This window comes from Nocardia yamanashiensis (assembly GCF_021183565.1).
GTDB classification, from domain to species: Bacteria; Actinomycetota; Actinomycetes; order Mycobacteriales; family Mycobacteriaceae; genus Nocardia; species Nocardia yamanashiensis.
This window is the reverse complement of sequence record NZ_CP089226.1, coordinates 419,648-436,248: the sequence shown is the minus strand read 5'-3', so window position 1 is coordinate 436,248 and position 16,601 is coordinate 419,648. Positions and strand designations below refer to the sequence as shown.

Genomic DNA, 16,601 nt, shown 5'->3' with positions numbered 1-16,601 from the left:
ACGATCCGGCCGGATCGCCTGTGACACGCGGCTTTTCATCGATCCGCCGCGTGTCACCAACAATGTGAATCTGGCCCCGGTTATTTGCCGGCGGCGTGGCTCGGCAGGACGCAGACGGCGTCCAGGCCGAGGACGTGGTTGAGGCGGCCGAAGGCCAGCCAGGAGCCGAGGCACATGGAGAGTTCGACTACCTCGGTTTGGGTGTAGTGCTTCAGCATGCGCTCGAAGAAGGTGTCGTCGAGGGAGTGGTGGTCGGTGGCGTAGCGCTCGGCGTATTCGGCGGCCAGGCGGGTGCGGTCGTCGAAGTTCTCCGTTGTGCGCCAGTTGGTTACGTCTTCTTCGAAGGATTCCTCGACCTTTTCGCCGTTGCGGTCGGTGCGCCAGTCGAGGCAGAAGAGGCAGCCGTTGATCTGGGCGATGCGCAGGCGGGCGGCTTCGAATTCGCGCAGGCCGAGGGTGGTGTGCTCGTAGACGGCGAGGGAGAAGCCCGCGGCGGCCACGCCGATGCCGGGGACCATTTCGCCCCAGACGTAACCGATCGGGTCCTTGCCCTCGGGAATGTCGATGATCATGGGTGGCTCCTGTCGAGTGTGCCGAAGGGCAGTGGAACGTCCAGGGCGTCGTAGAGCCCTGGTTCGGCAGTGGTCAGCCAGGGGATGGCCCCGGCCAATCTGCCTACGGCGGTGGCGTTTCCGCCCGCGGAGTGATTGCCGCCCTCCGCGGTGGCCTGGATGGTGACCTCGATGCGGGGATTGCCCTCGATGATCACGCGATGCGCGCCCGCGCCGGAATGCGGCAGCGGCCAATCGGTGGCGCAGGAGGCGTGGATCCGGGTGACGTGCTCGATGACGATGCGGGCCCGGCCGTCCACGATGCCCTGCACCTCGAAACGGATGGCGCCCTGACCGCCGGCTTCGAACTTGCCCATCAGCTCGGTCTCGACGGTGGTTTCCAGCGGACGGCGTTCCACCACCTCGCGGATCTCCTCCACCTCGACGCCGAGACCGCGCGCGATGAGCCGAATCTGCCCGCCCCACACCATGGTCGGGATACCGGGCGCGAGCATGGGCGGCTCGTAGTCCATCGGCTGGCCCATGCCGACCAGCCAGCGCACCGAATCGGGCTGATCGTAGGTGGTGTAGTCGAAGATCTCCTGGCACCGCACCACGTCCACGGTGCTGCCCAGCCCGGTCATCAGCAGCGGCAGCACGTCATTGCCCCAGCCCGGGTCGATACCGGAGACGAACAGCGAACCACCGCCCTCCGCAACGGCTTTCAGCACCGGCTCGCGCATTTCGGCGGGGGCGTTGCGCTGGTCGTAGAGCGGGTAGAGCGCCGGGGTCACCACCACCGCGCCCGCGCCGACCGCGCGCACGATATCGGCGAGCGCGTCGTCGGGACGGATATCGCCGGAGGCCGCGTACACCACGGCGCGCGGCCCGGCGGCGAGGACGGCGGCGATATCGTCGGTGGCCGCCACGCCCAGCACGGTGTCGAGCCCGGCCAGTTCGCCGGCGTCGCGGCCGACCTTGGCGGGATTGCTGACCAGTACGGCGCTGAGTTCGAGGCCGGGATGCGCCGTGACGGCACGGATGGCGGCCCGGCCGACATTGCCGGTCCCCCATACCACGGTGGAAATCATGGCGGGAGGGTAGCAAGTGCTTGGTAGGTTCCGGGCGAGATTCGGATACTCGCCCGGACACCATTCCAGCGGCCGCCGGATCAGTGCGAAACGAAGCCGATCAGGGTCCGGTGCAGCACGTCGGTCCAGTCCACGTGATCCACCTCGTGATGGCCCACGCTCAGCACCTGATAGCCGTCGCCGCCCCGCTTCTTGTCGATCTCGAGCAGCACTTCCACACCCTGCGGGTGGGCCACGAAAGTGATCTCGACGGAATCGAATTGCGGATAGTTGCGCGAACGCCCGAACTCGATCTCCTGATAGAACGGCAGCTCGTGCTCGATGCCGCGCAACCTGCCCCATTCGCAATCGGCGGCGTGCAGCGGGAAGCCGAGCTGCTCCATGGCAGCCAGGATCACGTGCTGGGCGGGCAGCGCGCCGATGCCGACCGGATCGCTGTCCCCGGCGTCGACCGCGCCGGCGATCTCCACCACCGTGCGGATCGCGACGTGCATCCCCGGCAGCTGGCGGCCGTTGAAGAAAGTGATCGGCGCTTCCAGCGGCGTGTACAGGGCGAAGGGAATGTCGAAGTGCGCGTGCGCGGGCAGCTGGAAGGGCCCGTGGATATCGGTGAGGTAGAAACCGCGGTCGCGCTGGTACTCGTCCTCGGTGTGCTCGAACTCGACCCGGGTGACGAATTCCAAGGCCACGCGGGAGATGTCCTGCGGCACATCGCCGCCCCGTAACCGGATCACACCGTGCACCGTGCCGCCGGGCTGCACGCCCGGCGTGTGGAGGTCGGTGTCGACCTCGGCCCCGCCCACCCCGACGGCTGCCAGCAATTTTCTGAACATCCCCCCAGTCTGGCCGCTGATCGGACGATGTGATTCCGGATTATTCGCCGCTGTGGTCCAATTCATCGGTATGGACGTCGTTGCATCAGAACAGATCCGCGCACTCAAGCACCGCTACCTGCGCACCCTCGACCTGAAGCGGTGGGAGGAGTTCGCGGACACCCTGACCGCCGATGTCGTCGCCTCCTACGGCTCCCCCTCCGGTGACCTGCCGCCCGAATTCCACGGCCGCGAGGCGGTCGCCGAGTACATGCGAAACGCCCTGAGCGGCAACATCATCACCGTGCACGTGGCCACCCACCCCGAGATCCAGGTGGACGGCGACACCGCGACCGGCAGCTGGCTGCTCGAGGACACCGTCATGATCCCCGACTACAACCGGGTCATCCGCGGCGCGGCCTACTACCACGACACCTACCGCCGCGAGAACGGCGTCTGGCGCATCGCCACCACCGGCTACCAGCGCATCTTCGAAGCCGTCATGGGCACCGACGCCCTCCCCGGCTTCACCCTCACCGCCAACCGCTGGGCCGAACCCGCCCCGCACTGACCCGCACCGCCGAGCGGCATTCGTCCCCGCAGCCGCCGGCATTGCGACGGCCGCGGGAACCCGCCGGATGGTCCAGGTGAGCGCCGGTAGGCGTGGGGGTTACTCCGCCACGCCGATGTCCTCGTTCCACAACTCGGGCCGTTCGGCGATGAACTTCGTCATCATGTCGACGCATTCCTGATCGTCGAGCAGGGTGATCGAAACACCGTGTTCCGCAAGCCATTCGTGGCCGCCGCTGAAGGTGCGCGCCTCCCCCACCACCACCGCGCCGATGCCGAACTGGCGGACCAGGCCGCTGCAGTACCAGCAGGGGGACAGAGTGGTGACCATGATGGTGTCGCGGTAGTCGCGGCGGCGGCCGGCATTGCGGAAGGCGTCGGTCTCGGCGTGCAGGCTGGGGTCACCGGCTTGGACGCGGCGGTTGTGGCCGCGGCCGAGCAGGTTGCCGGCGCTGTCGAACAGGGCCGCGCCGATGGGGATTCCGCCCTCGGCGAGGCCGAGCTGAGCTTCCGTGTAGGCGGTGGTCAACATTTCCTCGGCAGTGATCATGGTGATCATGCTGGCACCGCCTCCCGGGCGATCCGGGCGCGGGCGAGCAGCAGGTAGGCCGCGCCGGAGATCAGGAAACCGGCGAAGAAGGTGATGTCGCCGAGTTCGGGGACCTGTTTCGCGGCATAGCCGACGAACTTGGCCTGGTTGGAGAACAACAGGACCGACACGATCAGACCCAGACCGAAGGCGACTACGCCGCTCCAGTTCGAATACGTCTTGTCGTAGAGCAGATGGTCCACCCGCTGCCCGCGCCGCAGGAACTCGTCGGCGAAGACCACGCCCAGCCACGGGCCGATCCAGTACGCCACGATGAGCAGGAACGCCTCGTAGCTGGCGGCCGCATCGGCGAGCGCCCACCAGGCGACCAGGAAACCGATCACGCCGAAGGCGATCGAGACCAGCGCGCGCTGTGTCCGCACCGGCAGCTCGAAGCCCATGGTCACGAAAGCCATTGCGCCGGAATAGACATTGAGCGCATTGGCCGCCACCGCGCCGACCGCGATGGCCAGCAGCGTCAGCTTCGCCAGCAGATCGGGAAGGTTGGCGGTGAACACGTCGGTGGGGCTGCCCTGCACCGTGCTCGCCACGGTCGCCGAGGCCGCGCCGAGCACGGTCAGCCACAGGCAGGAGAGGAACAGCCCGGCCGAGGCGTACAGCCCGGTGGCGGTCTTGGAGACCGAGGACGGCAGATAGCGGGAGTAGTCCGCCGCGTAGGGATTCCAGCCCGCCGCGTACCCGAAGGCGGTGCCGACGGTGAGCAGGAACCCGCCCATCCCGCCGATGCCGCCGGCCGGTGCGGGTGCGCCCGGATCGGCCTTGCTGAAGATCACCACCGTGACGATGGCGAACACGATCGCCAAGAGCGGGAAGGCGATCCGCTCGAACGCCTGCACCAGATTGTGGCCGAAGAAGGCGAAGGCCGTCTGCGCCACCACGATCACCAGCAGCGCCGGGACCTTGGGCAGCCCGGTCAGCGAGTTCAAGGCGAACGCGCCGCTCACGCTGTTGGTGGCGAACCAGCCGACCCCGCACATGATCGACATGAACCCGGCGGGCAGCACATTGCCGCGATAGCCGAAGCCCAAGCGCCCCAGCACCATTTGCGGGACGCCGTGCAGCGGGCCGCGCGCGGACAGCAGGTAGTGCGCCGCCGCGCCGACGCCGATGCCGAGTGCGAGACCCAGGCTCGCCTGCCAGAAGTTCATCCCGTAGACGCTGACGGCGAGCACGCCGACGAAGATGGTCGCGAACTCCAGGTTCGGTGACATCCACGTCCAGAACAGGGTGCGTGGCGTGCCGTGCCGGGCGTCCTCGGGGATGTAGTCGTCGCCGCCGGGTTCGACGGCGATCACTCGATCACGGTAGGTGGTCCGGGTCTCGCTGTCCGTCAATGCTTCTCAGCCCTCTCAGCGCTCGTGGGTCTCTTCCAGCACCGTGCGGCCCAGCAGGGCGTAACGGTCCGGATCGGTCTTCTTCAGATAGGTGGCGTAACCCAGGCCCGCCGCGGCGACGGCGGCCACCAGCCACGGGGTCGCCTTCAGGATCAGCGATCCGGCCTCGGTTCCGGCGGCGGTGTCCATGTTCGTGACCAGCAGCAGCACCACCCCGAGCATGGCGACGCCGCCGATGAGCGGAGCCAGGAAGGTCTTGAACCAGTGCCGGGATTCGGGGTGGTTGTGGCGGAAGTAGTTCATGACCGCGAACGAGGTGACGGCCTGCACGACCAGGATGGCCATGGTGCCGAGCACGGCGAGCAGGGTGTAGAGGCCGGCGTACGGATCCTTGCCGGCCAGTGCGAACGCGAGCACCAGCACCGCGGCGACGCCGGTCTGCGCCAAACCCGCGATGTGCGGGGAGCCGTGCTTGGGATGGGTGCGGCCGACGGTGTTCTTGAGGCCGGGGATGACGCCTTCCCGGCCGAGCGCGTACAGATAGCGGGCGGCGCAGTTGTGGAAGGCCATGCCGCAGGCCAGCGATCCGCTGATCATCAGCCACTGCATGGTGGTGACGGCCCAGTGCCCGACATAGGACTCGGTGGGCGCGAAGAAGACGTCCATCGGATTGGCCGAGCCCGCGTATTCGAGGGCCTTGTCCCTACCGCTGCCGGAAATGGCCATCCAGGAGACGAAGACGTAGAACACGCCCACGCCGAGCACCGCGATCATGGTGGCGCGCGGGATGATCCGCTTCGGGTCCTTGGACTCCTCGCCGTACATGGCGGTCGATTCGAAGCCGACCCAGGACCAGAAGGCGAAGAACAGACCCAGGCCCGCGGACGCCGCACCACTGAAGGCATTGACCGGATTGACCGGTTCCAGGGTGATGCCGTCCGGGCCGCCGCCGTGGAAGAGCACCGACACCGCCATGATGGCCAGCACCGTCACCTCGGTCACCAGCAGGCCGATCAGCAGCCGCTCGGCGACCGCGATACCGAACCAGGTGCCGAGCGCGTTGACCGCCAGCATGAGGATCGCGAACACCCACCAGGGGACGTCGGTGCCGAGCTGATCGAGCACCGTGGTGTGCGCGAAATAGGAGAAGATGCCGATCAGCGACGGCTCGAACACCATGTAGGCGAAGGTCGCCAGCAGTCCGGCCGCCAGGCCCGCGGTGCGCCCGAGCCCGAACGAGATGAAGCCGTAGAAGGCGCCGGTCGCGGTGATGTGCTTGGACATGGTGGTGAAGCCCACCGAGAAGATGGCCAGCACCACCATGGCGATCAGAAAGGCTGCGGGCGTGCCGATTCCACTGCCCGACGACATCATGAACGGCACGTTGCCGGTCATGGCCGTAATGGGCGCTGCCGTCGCGACAGCCATGAACACCACGCCGAGCAAGCCGACGACATTGGGTTTGAGCCGCGAGACATCGCTGCCGGCCGGCTCGGATCCCCCCGAAAGTACGGTCGACGTACCCGGTTCCATAAGTCACTCCTCATCTAGGTCGCATGACACTTGGTCGCATGACCTGTGAGGGATTGTGCGGGGCGGTTTGTTGCCTGGATATGAAACGGAGTTACCAGCAGGAACCAGAATTGTGACTCAGGTCACTATTCTTACATTTCTCGGAAAATCCGGTGCCCGGCTTTACAGTTCGTCCGCCCCGCACGGCCGCTCAGCCGAGCTTGCGGCAGTACAGCGCGTCCGGATGGCCGCCGCGGTACCAGACCCGCGAGAAGGCGATGCCCGCGGCGTATTCATCGGCCTCGCACTGGGCCTTGTAGAAGCCCTCGGCGTAGTCGCCGCCTTCGCCGGAGGCCGGACGGTTGTCGCCCTTGTCATCCCAGAGGGTGCGGCCCGCCCCGGCCAGCGGCACCCGACCGGTGGCGCAGAGGATCGCGGACATGGCCTCACCGCGCAGGCTGTAACCGATCATGAACTGGCCTGCGGCGCACTGATATTTGGTGAAGCCGCCCGCCCAGTCGGTGGTGACCTGCTCCTTGTCGACCTTGACCGCGGTGGTTCCGGACTGCCAGAGGTCCGCGATGCCCGCATCGGTGCACAGGCCGCGGAGATCGCGGGAGCTGATGCCGATCAGCCGCTGATCATCGGGGCAGACCACCTTGTTCGCCCGGGCATCCCAATCACCCGCGGCGCGCAGCGAGGCATTGTGCGTGCCGTGCTTACCGTCCAGCGCGGACCAGGTGCGCACCGAATCGACCTGTCCGGTACGGCCGTTCGCCGCCAGCAGCCGCTGGAAGTGCGGGCCGCGCCAGTCATCGGCATCGGCGATGCCGCGGAGGCTGCCGTCCGTGTCGTAGCGCAGCAGCGCCCACTGATTGCCCTGGTCTCCGTGCTGGAATCCGACGCCGGGCCAGTAGGCGAAGTCCAGATCGCGTTCGATCAGATAGTCGATCATGTTCGGGAACCAGGCGCGGTCCTTGTCGCCGGCGTCCTTGCCGATGCCGAACTCGCTCACCCAGACCGGCGCGGTGAAGTGGCGGTCGGGGGTGGTGGCGACGAAACCGGCCAGTTCGTCCATGGCTTTGAACAGGTCCGGGCGCGACAGATCGCGGAAGCGCGGATCGTGGGTTTCGCCGAGCCCGTCCGCGCCGGTGTGGTTCGGGCCGATGTAGCCGTAGAAGTGCGCGGCGTAGACGACCTTGTGCGAACGCACCAGCGTCGGCGTCAAGGTGCGCGCGGGCTTCAGGATCGGGCGGCTGTGCGAGGTCAGGTCGGTCGGGATGCCCTGCCAGTTGATGCCCTCGATCATAACGAGCAGGTTCGGGTTGGCGTCCTTCAGGATTCGATCCCCGGCCTGCTGCGCGGCGGCCTCCCAGTCGTGTTCGTCGCCCCAGCCCCAGTTCGGGTCGTTCCAGGTGTCGCGGCGCACCTCGTTGCGCAGGTCCGCGCCGACGACGCCCGGGTCGTCCCGGTAGCGGGCCGCCATGAACGCCCAGTCCGACACCCATTTCGCGGTGTCCTGACCGGAGTTCCAGCGCTCGTTGCCGTCCACCGCGCAGCACCAGCGGGTGGAGGTGGTGTGGTTGTTGAGGATGACGCCGAGACCGGCACCGGTGAGCGCCCGCACGGCCCGGTCGTAGACCTCCAGGGGTTTCAGGCCGTTCAATGCCGGGTTGGCGGTGAGTCCCCGGACCGGGCGGCTGTCGGTGATCATCTCGTTGGAGAACGGCAGCCGAATACTGTTGAGCCCCAGCGCTTTGAAGTCGGCGATGAGCTTCGTCATCGGCACCCGGTCCAGACCCAGCGGGGCGCGATGACCGGTCTCCTGGGCGAAATTGTTCGCCGGATCCTCGTCGTCGCCGCTGCCGTTCCAGGTGCCGCTGGAGCCGTGCCAGTTACCGGATTTCAGTTTCACCCGATTGCCGGCGGCATCGACGATGTAGCGACCGCGGGTGCTCAGCGGTCCGTGGAGGCCGGCCGGATCGGCGCGGGCTGCGGGGGTGAAGTGGACGGCGGGCACGGTGAGCAGACCGGAGGCGAGTGCCGAAGCAATGGCGAGAACCGTTGTCGCACGGGCGAAGTGCCGGAGCCGCCGGGGATGCATGTCCATGCCGCGGCAGTTTAGGGCCGAATCGCGATCTGAAACATGTTAATTCCAGATAACCGGTAATTCGCCTCGGCTGCACTACTCGAGACGAGTAGGGGTTTGAATGCCGGTGAGCGTCAGCTCGAGCAGACGCCGCCAGTCACCGGAGCCGGTGCGAATCGCAGCGGAGAGCGCCCCGACCAGGAGGTAGACGTCGGCGGGGGTGAGGTCGGAGCGGAGCGCGCCTGCGGCACGGTCGGATTCGATGAGCAGGGCGAGGGCGTCGGCGAGGCGGGCGAGGGTGTCGCCGCGGGGTTCGCTGGTGGCGGTGCGCCGGCTGGATTCGATGGCGGCGGACAGGCCCCGATCGGTGGCCAGGAGTTCGCCGACATGGGTGAGATAGGTGCGGACGGCGTGACCCGGTGCGGCGCGCAGGCATTCGGTGCGCGCGAAGGATTCGATCTCGGCGAAGCGCTGTTCGGCGGCGGCCTCGATGAGATCGGACTGCGCCGGGAAATGCCGGTACACGGTGCCGATGCCGACCCCGGCCGCGCGCGCCACCTCGGGCAGCTGCACCTGACTTCCCCGCTCCGCGAACAGGTTTCGCGCCGCCTCGAGAATCCGATCCCGATTCCGCGAGGCATCGGCCCGCGCCCGCCGGGGCGCCGAATCCGGTCTTGACACTGCGATCGCCTTTCGTCCTACACTCTAAACGGAGTCGGATTCCGGTTCCGTTTCCTTCGAAAGGATATCAGCGATGACCCATGATCGCTTCCTGTTCCTCTCCCCCAGCGACGTCCGCCCCGGCCGCGTCCCGCTGCCGCCCGCCTTCGCCGTCAAAGCCACCACCGCCGACACCGGCGGCCGCTTCTCCCTGCTGGAAGTGACGCTGGCGCGCGACATTCCGCGGCACACCCACCAGCTGGCCGACGAATGCGTCTACGTGCTCGACGGCACCTTGGAGGTGGAGTTCGACGATCGGGTCGAGCGGGCCACGGCCGGCATGTTCGTCCTACTGCCGCAAGGCATTCCGCACGCCCTGCGCTGCGCCTCCACCCCACCGCCCCGGGTGCTGCAGATCTCCTCGCCGGGCGGCTGGGAGTGCTATCTGGAGGACCTGTTCGAGGCGGGCCCGGCGGTGCTGACCGCCGGCGCGCTGGACCCGGCCAAGATCAATCCGATTGCCGCGAAATACGGCATTCGCTACGAGGAGTAGCGCCGCCGCCGCTCAGGCGGACTTGGGCTGCACCGCGAACAGGCCCTCGCGGATGCGATCGATCAGGCCGTTGACCGCGGCGAGCGAGGACCAGTGGTCGTGATGCACCACGCCGGGATACTGATCGGAGTGCGCGACGAACGCATCGTCCAGGTCGGACCAGTGCACATGCACGGCGGACAGCCGGACCTCACGCTCGAAGTCATTCATCGCCAGCCTCTTCTCGACGGGTGCGACGGCGGGCCGATCACACGCCGTCGCACGATTACTACATAGAGTAGTTTCCAAAGCCGCCGGGCCGGGAGTGACTTTCGGCGGAAGTCGTGTGAGATCCGTCAAGATCCCGCGGCGCTCACAGGTTGGCGGTGAGGTCGCGGATGAGCAGGGCGGTGTGCAGGGAGGTGCGGGTTTCGCCGTCGTCGAGGTCCACGTCGAGGATGCGTTCGATGCGGGAGAGGCGGTCGTAGAGGGTGGGGCGGCTGATATTGAGGCGTTTGGCCAGTTCGGTTTTGTTGCCGGCCAGGTCGAGGAAGTGGCGGAGGGTGCGGGTGAGGTCGGCGGCCTGGCGGATGTCGTGGCGGAGCAGGGCGCTCAGTTCGGTCTCGGCGAAGCGCTGCACGCCGGGTTCGTCGCGGATGAGAGCGAGCAGGCCGCGCAGGCGGACGTCCCCGCTGCGGTAGTAGGGGCGAGGGTAGGAAGTGCCCAGGGCGAGTGCGACTTCCGCGACGTGGGCGGCTTGGGCGAGTTCGCGAGCGGCGTCCAGCAGGGAATCGGAGTCGGCGCCGACGCCGATGACGGCGTGCTCGACGCCGGCGACGCGGCGGATCTCGCCGAGCATGGCGGTGCAGACGACGGTGAGGGTTTCGTCGACTTCGCCGGTGCGGGAGACGGCCAGGACCAGGTTGACCCGATTGCCGTGATCGGGTGCGGCCAAAGCGGTTACGCGGGCCAGCTGCACGCCGTGCATGGCGGCGTCCAGGATGGCGGCGGTGCGGCGCTGATGGGCCACCGGATCGGATTCGATGGGCGCGCGCACGTCGATGGTGAGCGGAATGTAGCGGGAGCGGCGGGCCAGCCCGAGGGCGGCGGCGAGGGCGACGGCATCGCGTTCGTCGGTGAGCCGCCCGGTGATCATGTCGTCGATGAGGCCGGTCTGGGCCTGCCGGTGCAGGCCGAAGCGGTCGCGTTCGATCATGCGATGCAGGGTCAGGGTCTGCGCGGCGCGTTCCAGGACCATGCGGGCGCGCGCGTTCGGGACGCGGCTGGAGCGCAGGATGAGCCGCCCCCAGCGTTGCGTATGCGGGCCCACCGGAACCACATTCGCATCGTGATCGGCGAGCATCCGGGAGGTGGTCTCCCAGTGTTCGAGCAGCGTGGAGGTGGCGGTGTGGCGCGCGGTCGAGGCCAGCACCCGATGGGTGAGGTCCTCCAGCACCACCGACGCGTCCAGCATGCCCGCCGCAGTCTTGACGATCTCGGCCAGCGAGGCCCGGCGCACGCTCAGCGCGGTGAACGTCTCGTGCACCGTGCGCGCGAATTCGAGCTCGGCGTACTGGTCCGCCACGATCACGCGATGTACGGCCTCGGTGACTTCCACGAACCGCACCACCCGCCGCAGCGCGACCACGGGCAGCGCGAGCCGATCGGCCGTCTCGGCCACCACCGGCGGCAATTCCCGCACATAGGTGCCCAATTCGATCACCAGCCCCGAAACCCCGGCGGCGGACAGCGATTCCAGATACTCGACGCTGGCCGCGTCCCCGGCGGCCAGCGCCTGCCCGGTGGTGAGAATCAATTCCCTACCGACCAGCAGTTTCGCGACGTCCGGCAGTTCGCTCACGTGCACCCACCGCACCGGCCGATCCAAGGATCCGCCGCCGACGACTTCCGGCTGCCCGGCGCGCACCACGGGCATCGCCAGAATTTCGGCGACAGACAGGAGCACCGACGAATCGTAATACGAAATCGCGAATCGCGTACAGATCGTCGGGACGCAAACGAGACTGAGAGGTGCAGAGTAGTAGCCGGGCCACCGCAGTCCCGCCGTGCGGGTGCCGCAGCACGCCCTCCTCGGTCCGTCCCCTCGTGCCGGCGACGGGACGGACCACTCGGCGGATCGAGGCGAGTAGCCGCACGTGACAACTGATTTCGCAAGGTCGGGGTGACTCCCCGGGTACGCCCAGAAAAGTCTCGGCATCCGGCCGCCGGCACGGGTGCCCAATTCGCAACGGCTCGCAGCCGCCCGCTGACCAGGCGGAGCGGCGGAACAGAGGAGATATGGCGACCATCGCACACTGGCTCGACGGGAAGTCCTTTGCCGGCTCCAGCGCCGCTACCGCGCCCGTCACCAATCCCGCCACCGGGGTGGTGACCGGTCAGGTCGCGCTGGCGAATGTGGCCGACGTGCGAACCGTCGTCGATGCCGCCGCGGCGGCGTTCCCGGCCTGGCGCGACGCCTCGCTGGCCAAGCGCACGCAGGTGCTGTTCAAGTTCCGGGAGCTGCTCAACGAGCGCAAGGAAGAACTGGCGGCCATCATCACCTCCGAGCACGGCAAGGTGCTCGCGGATGCGCTGGGCGAGGTGACGCGCGGCCTGGAGGTCGTCGAATTCGCCTGTGGCGTACCGCATCTGCTCAAGGGCGGGTACACCGAGAACGCCTCCACCAAGGTGGACATCTTCTCGGTGCGGCAGCCGCTGGGACCGGTGGCGATCATTTCGCCGTTCAACTTCCCGGCCATGGTGCCCATGTGGTTCTTCCCGCTGGCCATCGCCGCCGGAAACACCGTGGTGCTCAAGCCGAGTGAGAAGGATCCGTCGGCCGCGCTGTGGATCGCCGAACTGTGGGCCGAGGCCGGACTGCCGGACGGCGTGTTCAATGTGGTGCAGGGCGACAAGGTCGCCGTGGACGAACTGCTGGAGAACCCGGCCATCAAGTCGGTCTCGTTCGTGGGCTCCACGCCGATCGCCAAGTACGTGTACGAGCGCGGCACCGCGCACGGCAAGCGCGTGCAGGCCCTCGGCGGGGCCAAGAACCACATGGTGGTGCTGCCGGACGCCGACCTGGATCTGGCCGCCGACGCGGCGGTGAACGCGGGCTTCGGTTCGGCGGGCGAACGCTGCATGGCGATCAGCGCGCTGGTCGCGGTGGGCGATATCGCCGACGATCTGGTCGCCCGGATCGCGGAGCGCGCCAGGACGATTCGCACCGGCGACGGCACCAAGGGCACCGATATGGGCCCGCTGGTCACCGAGCAGCATCGCGACAAGGTGGCGTCCTACATCGACGCGGGCGAGTCGGCCGGCGCGAAGGTCGTGCTCGACGGCCGCACCGTGGACGCCGACGGCGCGGCGGACGGGTTCTGGCTCGGCCCCACCATTCTCGACAATGTCACCCCCGAGATGACCGTCTACACCGACGAGATCTTCGGCCCGGTGCTGTCGGTGGTGCGCGTGGAGAGCTACGACGACGCCCTCGCACTGATCAACGCCAATCAGTACGGCAACGGCACCGCCATCTTCACCAATGACGGCGGCGCGGCCCGGCGCTTCCACAACGAGGTCGAGGTCGGCATGGTCGGCATCAATGTCCCGATCCCGGTGCCCATGGCCTACTACAGTTTCGGCGGCTGGAAGAACTCGCTCTTCGGCGACTCGCATGCGCACGGCATCGACGGCGTGCACTTCTTCACCCGCACCAAGGCCGTCACCACCCGCTGGCTCGACCCCAGCCACGGCGGCCTGAATCTCGGCTTCCCGCAGAACAACTGATTGGACCTGCGATGACCCTGCCCAATGGATTGACCCCCGAGGTGGCGCGCGACGAAGCGGCCCGCGCCTACGAACTGGATCGCAAGCACGTCTTCCACTCCTGGTCGGCCCAGGCGACGCTGAAGCCGATGGTGGTGACCGCCGCGCAGGGCTCCTACCTGTGGGACGGGGACGGCAACCGGCTGCTGGACTTCTCCTCGCAGATGGTGAACACCAATATCGGGCACCAGCATCCGAAGGTGGTGGCCGCCATTCAGGCGCAGGCCGCCAAGCTGTGCACCATCGCGCCCCCGCACGCCAATGACGCGCGGTCGGAGGCGGCCCGGCTGATCGCCGAGCGCACGCCCGGCGAGCTGGACAAGATCTTCTTCACCAATGGCGGCGCGGACGCCGTCGAGCACGCCGTGCGGATGGCGCGGCTGCACACCGGGCGGTACAAGGTGCTCTCGCGCTACCGCTCGTATCACGGCGGCACCGAGACCGCGGTCAATCTGACCGGTGATCCGCGGCGCTGGCCGAACGATCACGGCAATGCCGGAATCGTGCACTTCTTCGGGCCGTTCCTGTACCGCTCGCGGTTCTATGCCGAGAACGAGGAGCAGGAATCGCAGCGCGCCCTCGAACATCTCGAGCAGACCATCCAGTTCGAGGGGCCGAGCACCATCGCCGCCATCATTCTGGAATCGGTGCCGGGCACGGCCGGAATCATGGTTCCGCCGCCGGGATACCTGGCCGGAGTGCGCGAACTGTGCGACAAGTACGGGATCGTGTTCATCGCCGACGAGGTGATGGCCGGGTTCGGGCGGACCGGAAAGTGGTTCGCCATCGACAATTTCGGGGTGGCGCCGGACCTCATCACCTTCGCCAAGGGCGTCAACTCCGGTTACGTGCCGCTCGGCGGTGTGGCTATCGCGCCGCATATCGCCGCCACCTTCGACGATCGCGTCTATCCGGGCGGGCTCACCTACTCCGGGCATCCCCTGGCCACGGCCGCGGCGGTGGCGACCATCAATGCGATGGCCGAGGAGGGCATTGTGGAGAACGCGGCCGCGATCGGCGCCGAGGTGATCGGTCCGGGCCTGCGTGAACTGGCCGAACAGCATCCGAGCATCGGTGAGGTGCGCGGGCTCGGGGTGTTCTGGGCGGTCGAACTGGTGAAGGATCGCGGCACTCGCGAACCGCTCGCCCCGTACGGCGGCACCAGCCCGGCCATGGCCGAGACGGTCGCGGCCGCCAAGGCTGCCGGGTTGTTGCTGTTCGTCAATTTCAATCGCCTGCACGTGGTGCCGCCGTGCACCGTCTCCGAGGCCGAGGCCAAGGAGGGCCTGGCCATCCTGGATCAGGCGCTGACCGTGGCCGATAGCCATCTGGCCTGAATGAGATCCGCATCCTTCCCGCTCACCGGGCACTCCTCGGGATGCGCGGTAGCGGAAAGGATGCGAACGTCTCATGCACAGCCGGTGAACACGACACAACACGAGGAGCGCAGTGAGTCCCCAAGATCTGCAATTCATCGGGGGTGAGCGCCGCGCCGGGTCGGGTGACCCGCTGGAGATCACCGCCCCCGCGACCGGCGCGGTCATCGCCGCCGGCGCGGGTGCGAACGCCGGCGATGTGGCGGCCGCCGTGGCCGCCGCGCGCGCGGCCTTCCCGGGGTGGGCGGGCGCGACGCCCGGCGCCCGATCCGACATCATGCACCGCTGGGCGCAGCTGCTGCGCGAGCGCGCCGAGGAGTTCGCGGCGGTCGAAAGCCTGAACGCGGGCAAGCCGATTCGGCTGGCCAGCGAATTCGACGTGCCGGGCACCATCGACAACACGGCGTTCTTCGCCGGGGCGGCCCGGCATCTGGAGGGCAAGGCGGCGGCGGAGTACTCCGGCGATCACACCTCCTCGATCCGCCGGGAGCCGCTCGGCGTGATCGGGTCCATCTCGCCGTGGAACTATCCCCTCCAGATGGCGGCCTGGAAGATCCTGCCCGCCATCGCCGCCGGAAACACGGTGGTGCTCAAGCCTTCCGAGCTCACGCCGCTCAGTTCACTGCTGTTCGCCGAGACCGCCACCGAGGCCGGTGTTCCGGCGGGCGTGATCAATGTGCTGACCGGGCTCGGCGCGACCGCGGGCCAGGCGCTGGTGGAGCACCCGGACGTGGCCATGGTGTCGTTCACCGGTTCCACGCTCGTGGGCCGCCGGGTCGCCGCCACCGCGGCGGGTTCGGTGAAGCGGGTGCATCTCGAATTGGGCGGCAAGGCCCCGTTCGTGGTCTTCGACGACGCCGACCCCGAAGCCGCCGCGCGCGGTGCGGTGGCCGGTGCGCTGATCAATACCGGCCAGGACTGCACCGCCGCCACCCGCGCCTACGTGCAGCGCCCGCTCTTCGACGAATTCGTGGGCCGGGTAGCGGATCTCATGGACCAGGTCACGCTGGGACCGGTGGAGGATCCGGACACCGATCTGGGCCCGCTCATCTCGCTATCGCATCGCGACAAGGTGCGCGGCATGGTGGACCGGGCCCGCGACGCCGGGGCGAAAGTCGTACGCGGCGGGCGGATTCCGGAGCACACCGATCCCGGCGGCGCGTACTACGAGCCGACGCTCATCACCGGCGCCGCCCAGGATTCGGAGATCGTGCAGCAGGAGGTCTTCGGCCCGGTGCTGGTCGTGCTGCCCTTCGACACCGATGACGAGGCCATCGCCCTGGCCAATGACACCGCCTACGGACTGGCCGCCTCGGCCTGGTCCCGTGATGTGTACCGGACCGGCCGCGCGTCCCGCGAAATCCAGGCCGGTTGCGTGTGGATCAACGATCACATTCCGATCATCAGCGAAATGCCGCACGGCGGCTACAAAGCCTCGGGATTCGGAAAGGACATGTCCACCTACGCATTCGACGAGTACACCAATATCAAGCACGTGATGTTCGATATCACCGCCGCCGCGCACAAACCGTGGCACGACACGGTCTTCCGAGCTCAGTAGCGTTCCGCACCCGCGCGGGCGGATGCCATCCGGCATCCGCCCGCATTGGCATGCCCGCAGCAATTCTCAAGTGAA

At 67.9% G+C, this 16,601-nt stretch carries 15 protein-coding genes; 5 read left to right on the top strand and 10 right to left on the bottom strand.

Annotated features, from left to right (window positions below; all coding sequences use genetic code 11):
- Window positions 1–80 precede the first annotated feature (80 nt).
- The 3 genes from LTV02_RS02040 to LTV02_RS02030 all read right to left on the bottom strand — a co-directional run bounded on the left by LTV02_RS02040 (window position 81) and on the right by LTV02_RS02030 (window position 2,475).
- On the bottom strand, window positions 81–572 hold the full coding sequence (locus tag LTV02_RS02040; protein WP_233037588.1) for a carboxymuconolactone decarboxylase family protein: 492 nt from the start codon (window positions 570–572) through the stop codon (window positions 81–83).
- The gene (locus LTV02_RS02035) at window positions 569–1,642 is read right to left on the bottom strand and encodes an NAD(P)H-dependent amine dehydrogenase family protein (RefSeq protein ID WP_233037586.1); all 1,074 of its coding nucleotides are present in this window, start codon (window positions 1,640–1,642) and stop codon (window positions 569–571) included. The genes LTV02_RS02040 and LTV02_RS02035 overlap by 4 nt, the downstream gene beginning before the upstream one ends.
- 80 nt (window positions 1,643–1,722) lie before the next feature.
- Window positions 1,723–2,475 carry a sporulation protein gene (locus tag LTV02_RS02030; RefSeq protein WP_233037584.1) on the bottom strand — a complete coding sequence of 251 codons (753 nt, stop codon included), beginning with the start codon at window positions 2,473–2,475 and terminating at the stop codon, window positions 1,723–1,725.
- A 70-nt stretch (window positions 2,476–2,545) separates the two neighbouring features.
- Between LTV02_RS02030 and LTV02_RS02025 the strand changes: the two genes are divergently transcribed.
- A complete protein-coding gene (locus tag LTV02_RS02025; protein WP_233037582.1) occupies window positions 2,546–3,025 on the top strand; it encodes a nuclear transport factor 2 family protein in 480 nt (159 codons plus the stop codon).
- A gap of 99 nt (window positions 3,026–3,124) precedes the next feature.
- Here the strand turns inward: LTV02_RS02025 and LTV02_RS02020 are convergent, their stop codons facing one another.
- From LTV02_RS02020 to LTV02_RS02000, 5 genes are all read right to left on the bottom strand, one after another.
- Window positions 3,125–3,574 carry a nucleoside deaminase gene (locus tag LTV02_RS02020; RefSeq protein WP_233037580.1) on the bottom strand — a complete coding sequence of 150 codons (450 nt, stop codon included), beginning with the start codon at window positions 3,572–3,574 and terminating at the stop codon, window positions 3,125–3,127.
- 5 nt (window positions 3,575–3,579) lie between these two features.
- Window positions 3,580–4,968 carry a purine-cytosine permease family protein gene (locus LTV02_RS02015; RefSeq protein WP_233037571.1) on the bottom strand — a complete coding sequence of 463 codons (1,389 nt, stop codon included), beginning with the start codon at window positions 4,966–4,968 and terminating at the stop codon, window positions 3,580–3,582.
- 15 nt (window positions 4,969–4,983) lie between these two features.
- Window positions 4,984–6,501, bottom strand: a complete 1,518-nt coding sequence (locus tag LTV02_RS02010; RefSeq protein WP_233037563.1) for an APC family permease — start codon at window positions 6,499–6,501, stop codon at window positions 4,984–4,986.
- A gap of 190 nt (window positions 6,502–6,691) precedes the next feature.
- Window positions 6,692–8,590, bottom strand: coding sequence for a glycoside hydrolase family 5 protein (locus LTV02_RS02005; protein WP_233037561.1), 1,899 nt, complete (start codon window positions 8,588–8,590; stop codon window positions 6,692–6,694).
- 75 nt (window positions 8,591–8,665) lie between these two features.
- Window positions 8,666–9,250 carry a TetR/AcrR family transcriptional regulator gene (locus LTV02_RS02000; protein ID WP_233037559.1) on the bottom strand — a complete coding sequence of 195 codons (585 nt, stop codon included), beginning with the start codon at window positions 9,248–9,250 and terminating at the stop codon, window positions 8,666–8,668.
- A 73-nt stretch (window positions 9,251–9,323) separates the two neighbouring features.
- On the opposite strand from LTV02_RS02000, the gene LTV02_RS01995 reads away from it, so the two are divergent.
- Window positions 9,324–9,782 carry a cupin domain-containing protein gene (locus LTV02_RS01995; RefSeq protein WP_233037557.1) on the top strand — a complete coding sequence of 153 codons (459 nt, stop codon included), beginning with the start codon at window positions 9,324–9,326 and terminating at the stop codon, window positions 9,780–9,782.
- Window positions 9,783–9,794: 12 nt separating this feature from the next.
- Here LTV02_RS01995 and LTV02_RS01990 read toward each other — a convergent pair whose 3' ends face one another.
- Window positions 9,795–9,992, bottom strand: coding sequence for a hypothetical protein (locus tag LTV02_RS01990; RefSeq protein WP_067721869.1), 198 nt, complete (start codon window positions 9,990–9,992; stop codon window positions 9,795–9,797).
- Between the two features lie 142 nt (window positions 9,993–10,134).
- On the bottom strand, window positions 10,135–11,727 hold the full coding sequence (locus LTV02_RS01985) for a PucR family transcriptional regulator (RefSeq protein WP_233037548.1): 1,593 nt from the start codon (window positions 11,725–11,727) through the stop codon (window positions 10,135–10,137).
- A gap of 332 nt (window positions 11,728–12,059) precedes the next feature.
- On the opposite strand from LTV02_RS01985, the gene LTV02_RS01980 reads away from it, so the two are divergent.
- The 3 genes from LTV02_RS01980 (at window position 12,060) to LTV02_RS01970 (ending at window position 16,526) form a co-directional block, all read left to right on the top strand.
- The gene (locus LTV02_RS01980) at window positions 12,060–13,550 is read left to right on the top strand and encodes a CoA-acylating methylmalonate-semialdehyde dehydrogenase (protein WP_233037546.1); all 1,491 of its coding nucleotides are present in this window, start codon (window positions 12,060–12,062) and stop codon (window positions 13,548–13,550) included.
- An 11-nt stretch (window positions 13,551–13,561) separates the two neighbouring features.
- Entirely contained in the window at window positions 13,562–14,926 is a 1,365-nt protein-coding gene (locus tag LTV02_RS01975; protein WP_233037544.1) for an aspartate aminotransferase family protein, read from the top strand.
- Window positions 14,927–15,038: 112 nt separating this feature from the next.
- The gene (locus LTV02_RS01970; RefSeq protein ID WP_233037542.1) at window positions 15,039–16,526 is read left to right on the top strand and encodes a gamma-aminobutyraldehyde dehydrogenase; all 1,488 of its coding nucleotides are present in this window, start codon (window positions 15,039–15,041) and stop codon (window positions 16,524–16,526) included.
- Window positions 16,527–16,601 lie beyond the last annotated feature (75 nt).

Coding starts and splice junctions, on each gene's coding strand:
- LTV02_RS02040 (WP_233037588.1), bottom strand. CDS start 572: ATGATCATCGACATTCCCGAGGGCAAGGACCCGATCGGTTACGTCTGG.
- LTV02_RS02035 (WP_233037586.1), bottom strand. CDS start 1,642: ATGATTTCCACCGTGGTATGGGGGACCGGCAATGTCGGCCGGGCCGCC.
- LTV02_RS02030 (WP_233037584.1), bottom strand. CDS start 2,475: ATGTTCAGAAAATTGCTGGCAGCCGTCGGGGTGGGCGGGGCCGAGGTC.
- LTV02_RS02025 (WP_233037582.1), top strand. CDS start 2,546: ATGGACGTCGTTGCATCAGAACAGATCCGCGCACTCAAGCACCGCTAC.
- LTV02_RS02020 (WP_233037580.1), bottom strand. CDS start 3,574: ATGATCACTGCCGAGGAAATGTTGACCACCGCCTACACGGAAGCTCAG.
- LTV02_RS02010 (WP_233037563.1), bottom strand. CDS start 6,501: ATGGAACCGGGTACGTCGACCGTACTTTCGGGGGGATCCGAGCCGGCC.
- LTV02_RS02005 (WP_233037561.1), bottom strand. CDS start 8,590: ATGGACATGCATCCCCGGCGGCTCCGGCACTTCGCCCGTGCGACAACG.
- LTV02_RS01995 (WP_233037557.1), top strand. CDS start 9,324: ATGACCCATGATCGCTTCCTGTTCCTCTCCCCCAGCGACGTCCGCCCC.
- LTV02_RS01990 (WP_067721869.1), bottom strand. CDS start 9,992: ATGAATGACTTCGAGCGTGAGGTCCGGCTGTCCGCCGTGCATGTGCAC.
- LTV02_RS01980 (WP_233037546.1), top strand. CDS start 12,060: ATGGCGACCATCGCACACTGGCTCGACGGGAAGTCCTTTGCCGGCTCC.
- LTV02_RS01975 (WP_233037544.1), top strand. CDS start 13,562: ATGACCCTGCCCAATGGATTGACCCCCGAGGTGGCGCGCGACGAAGCG.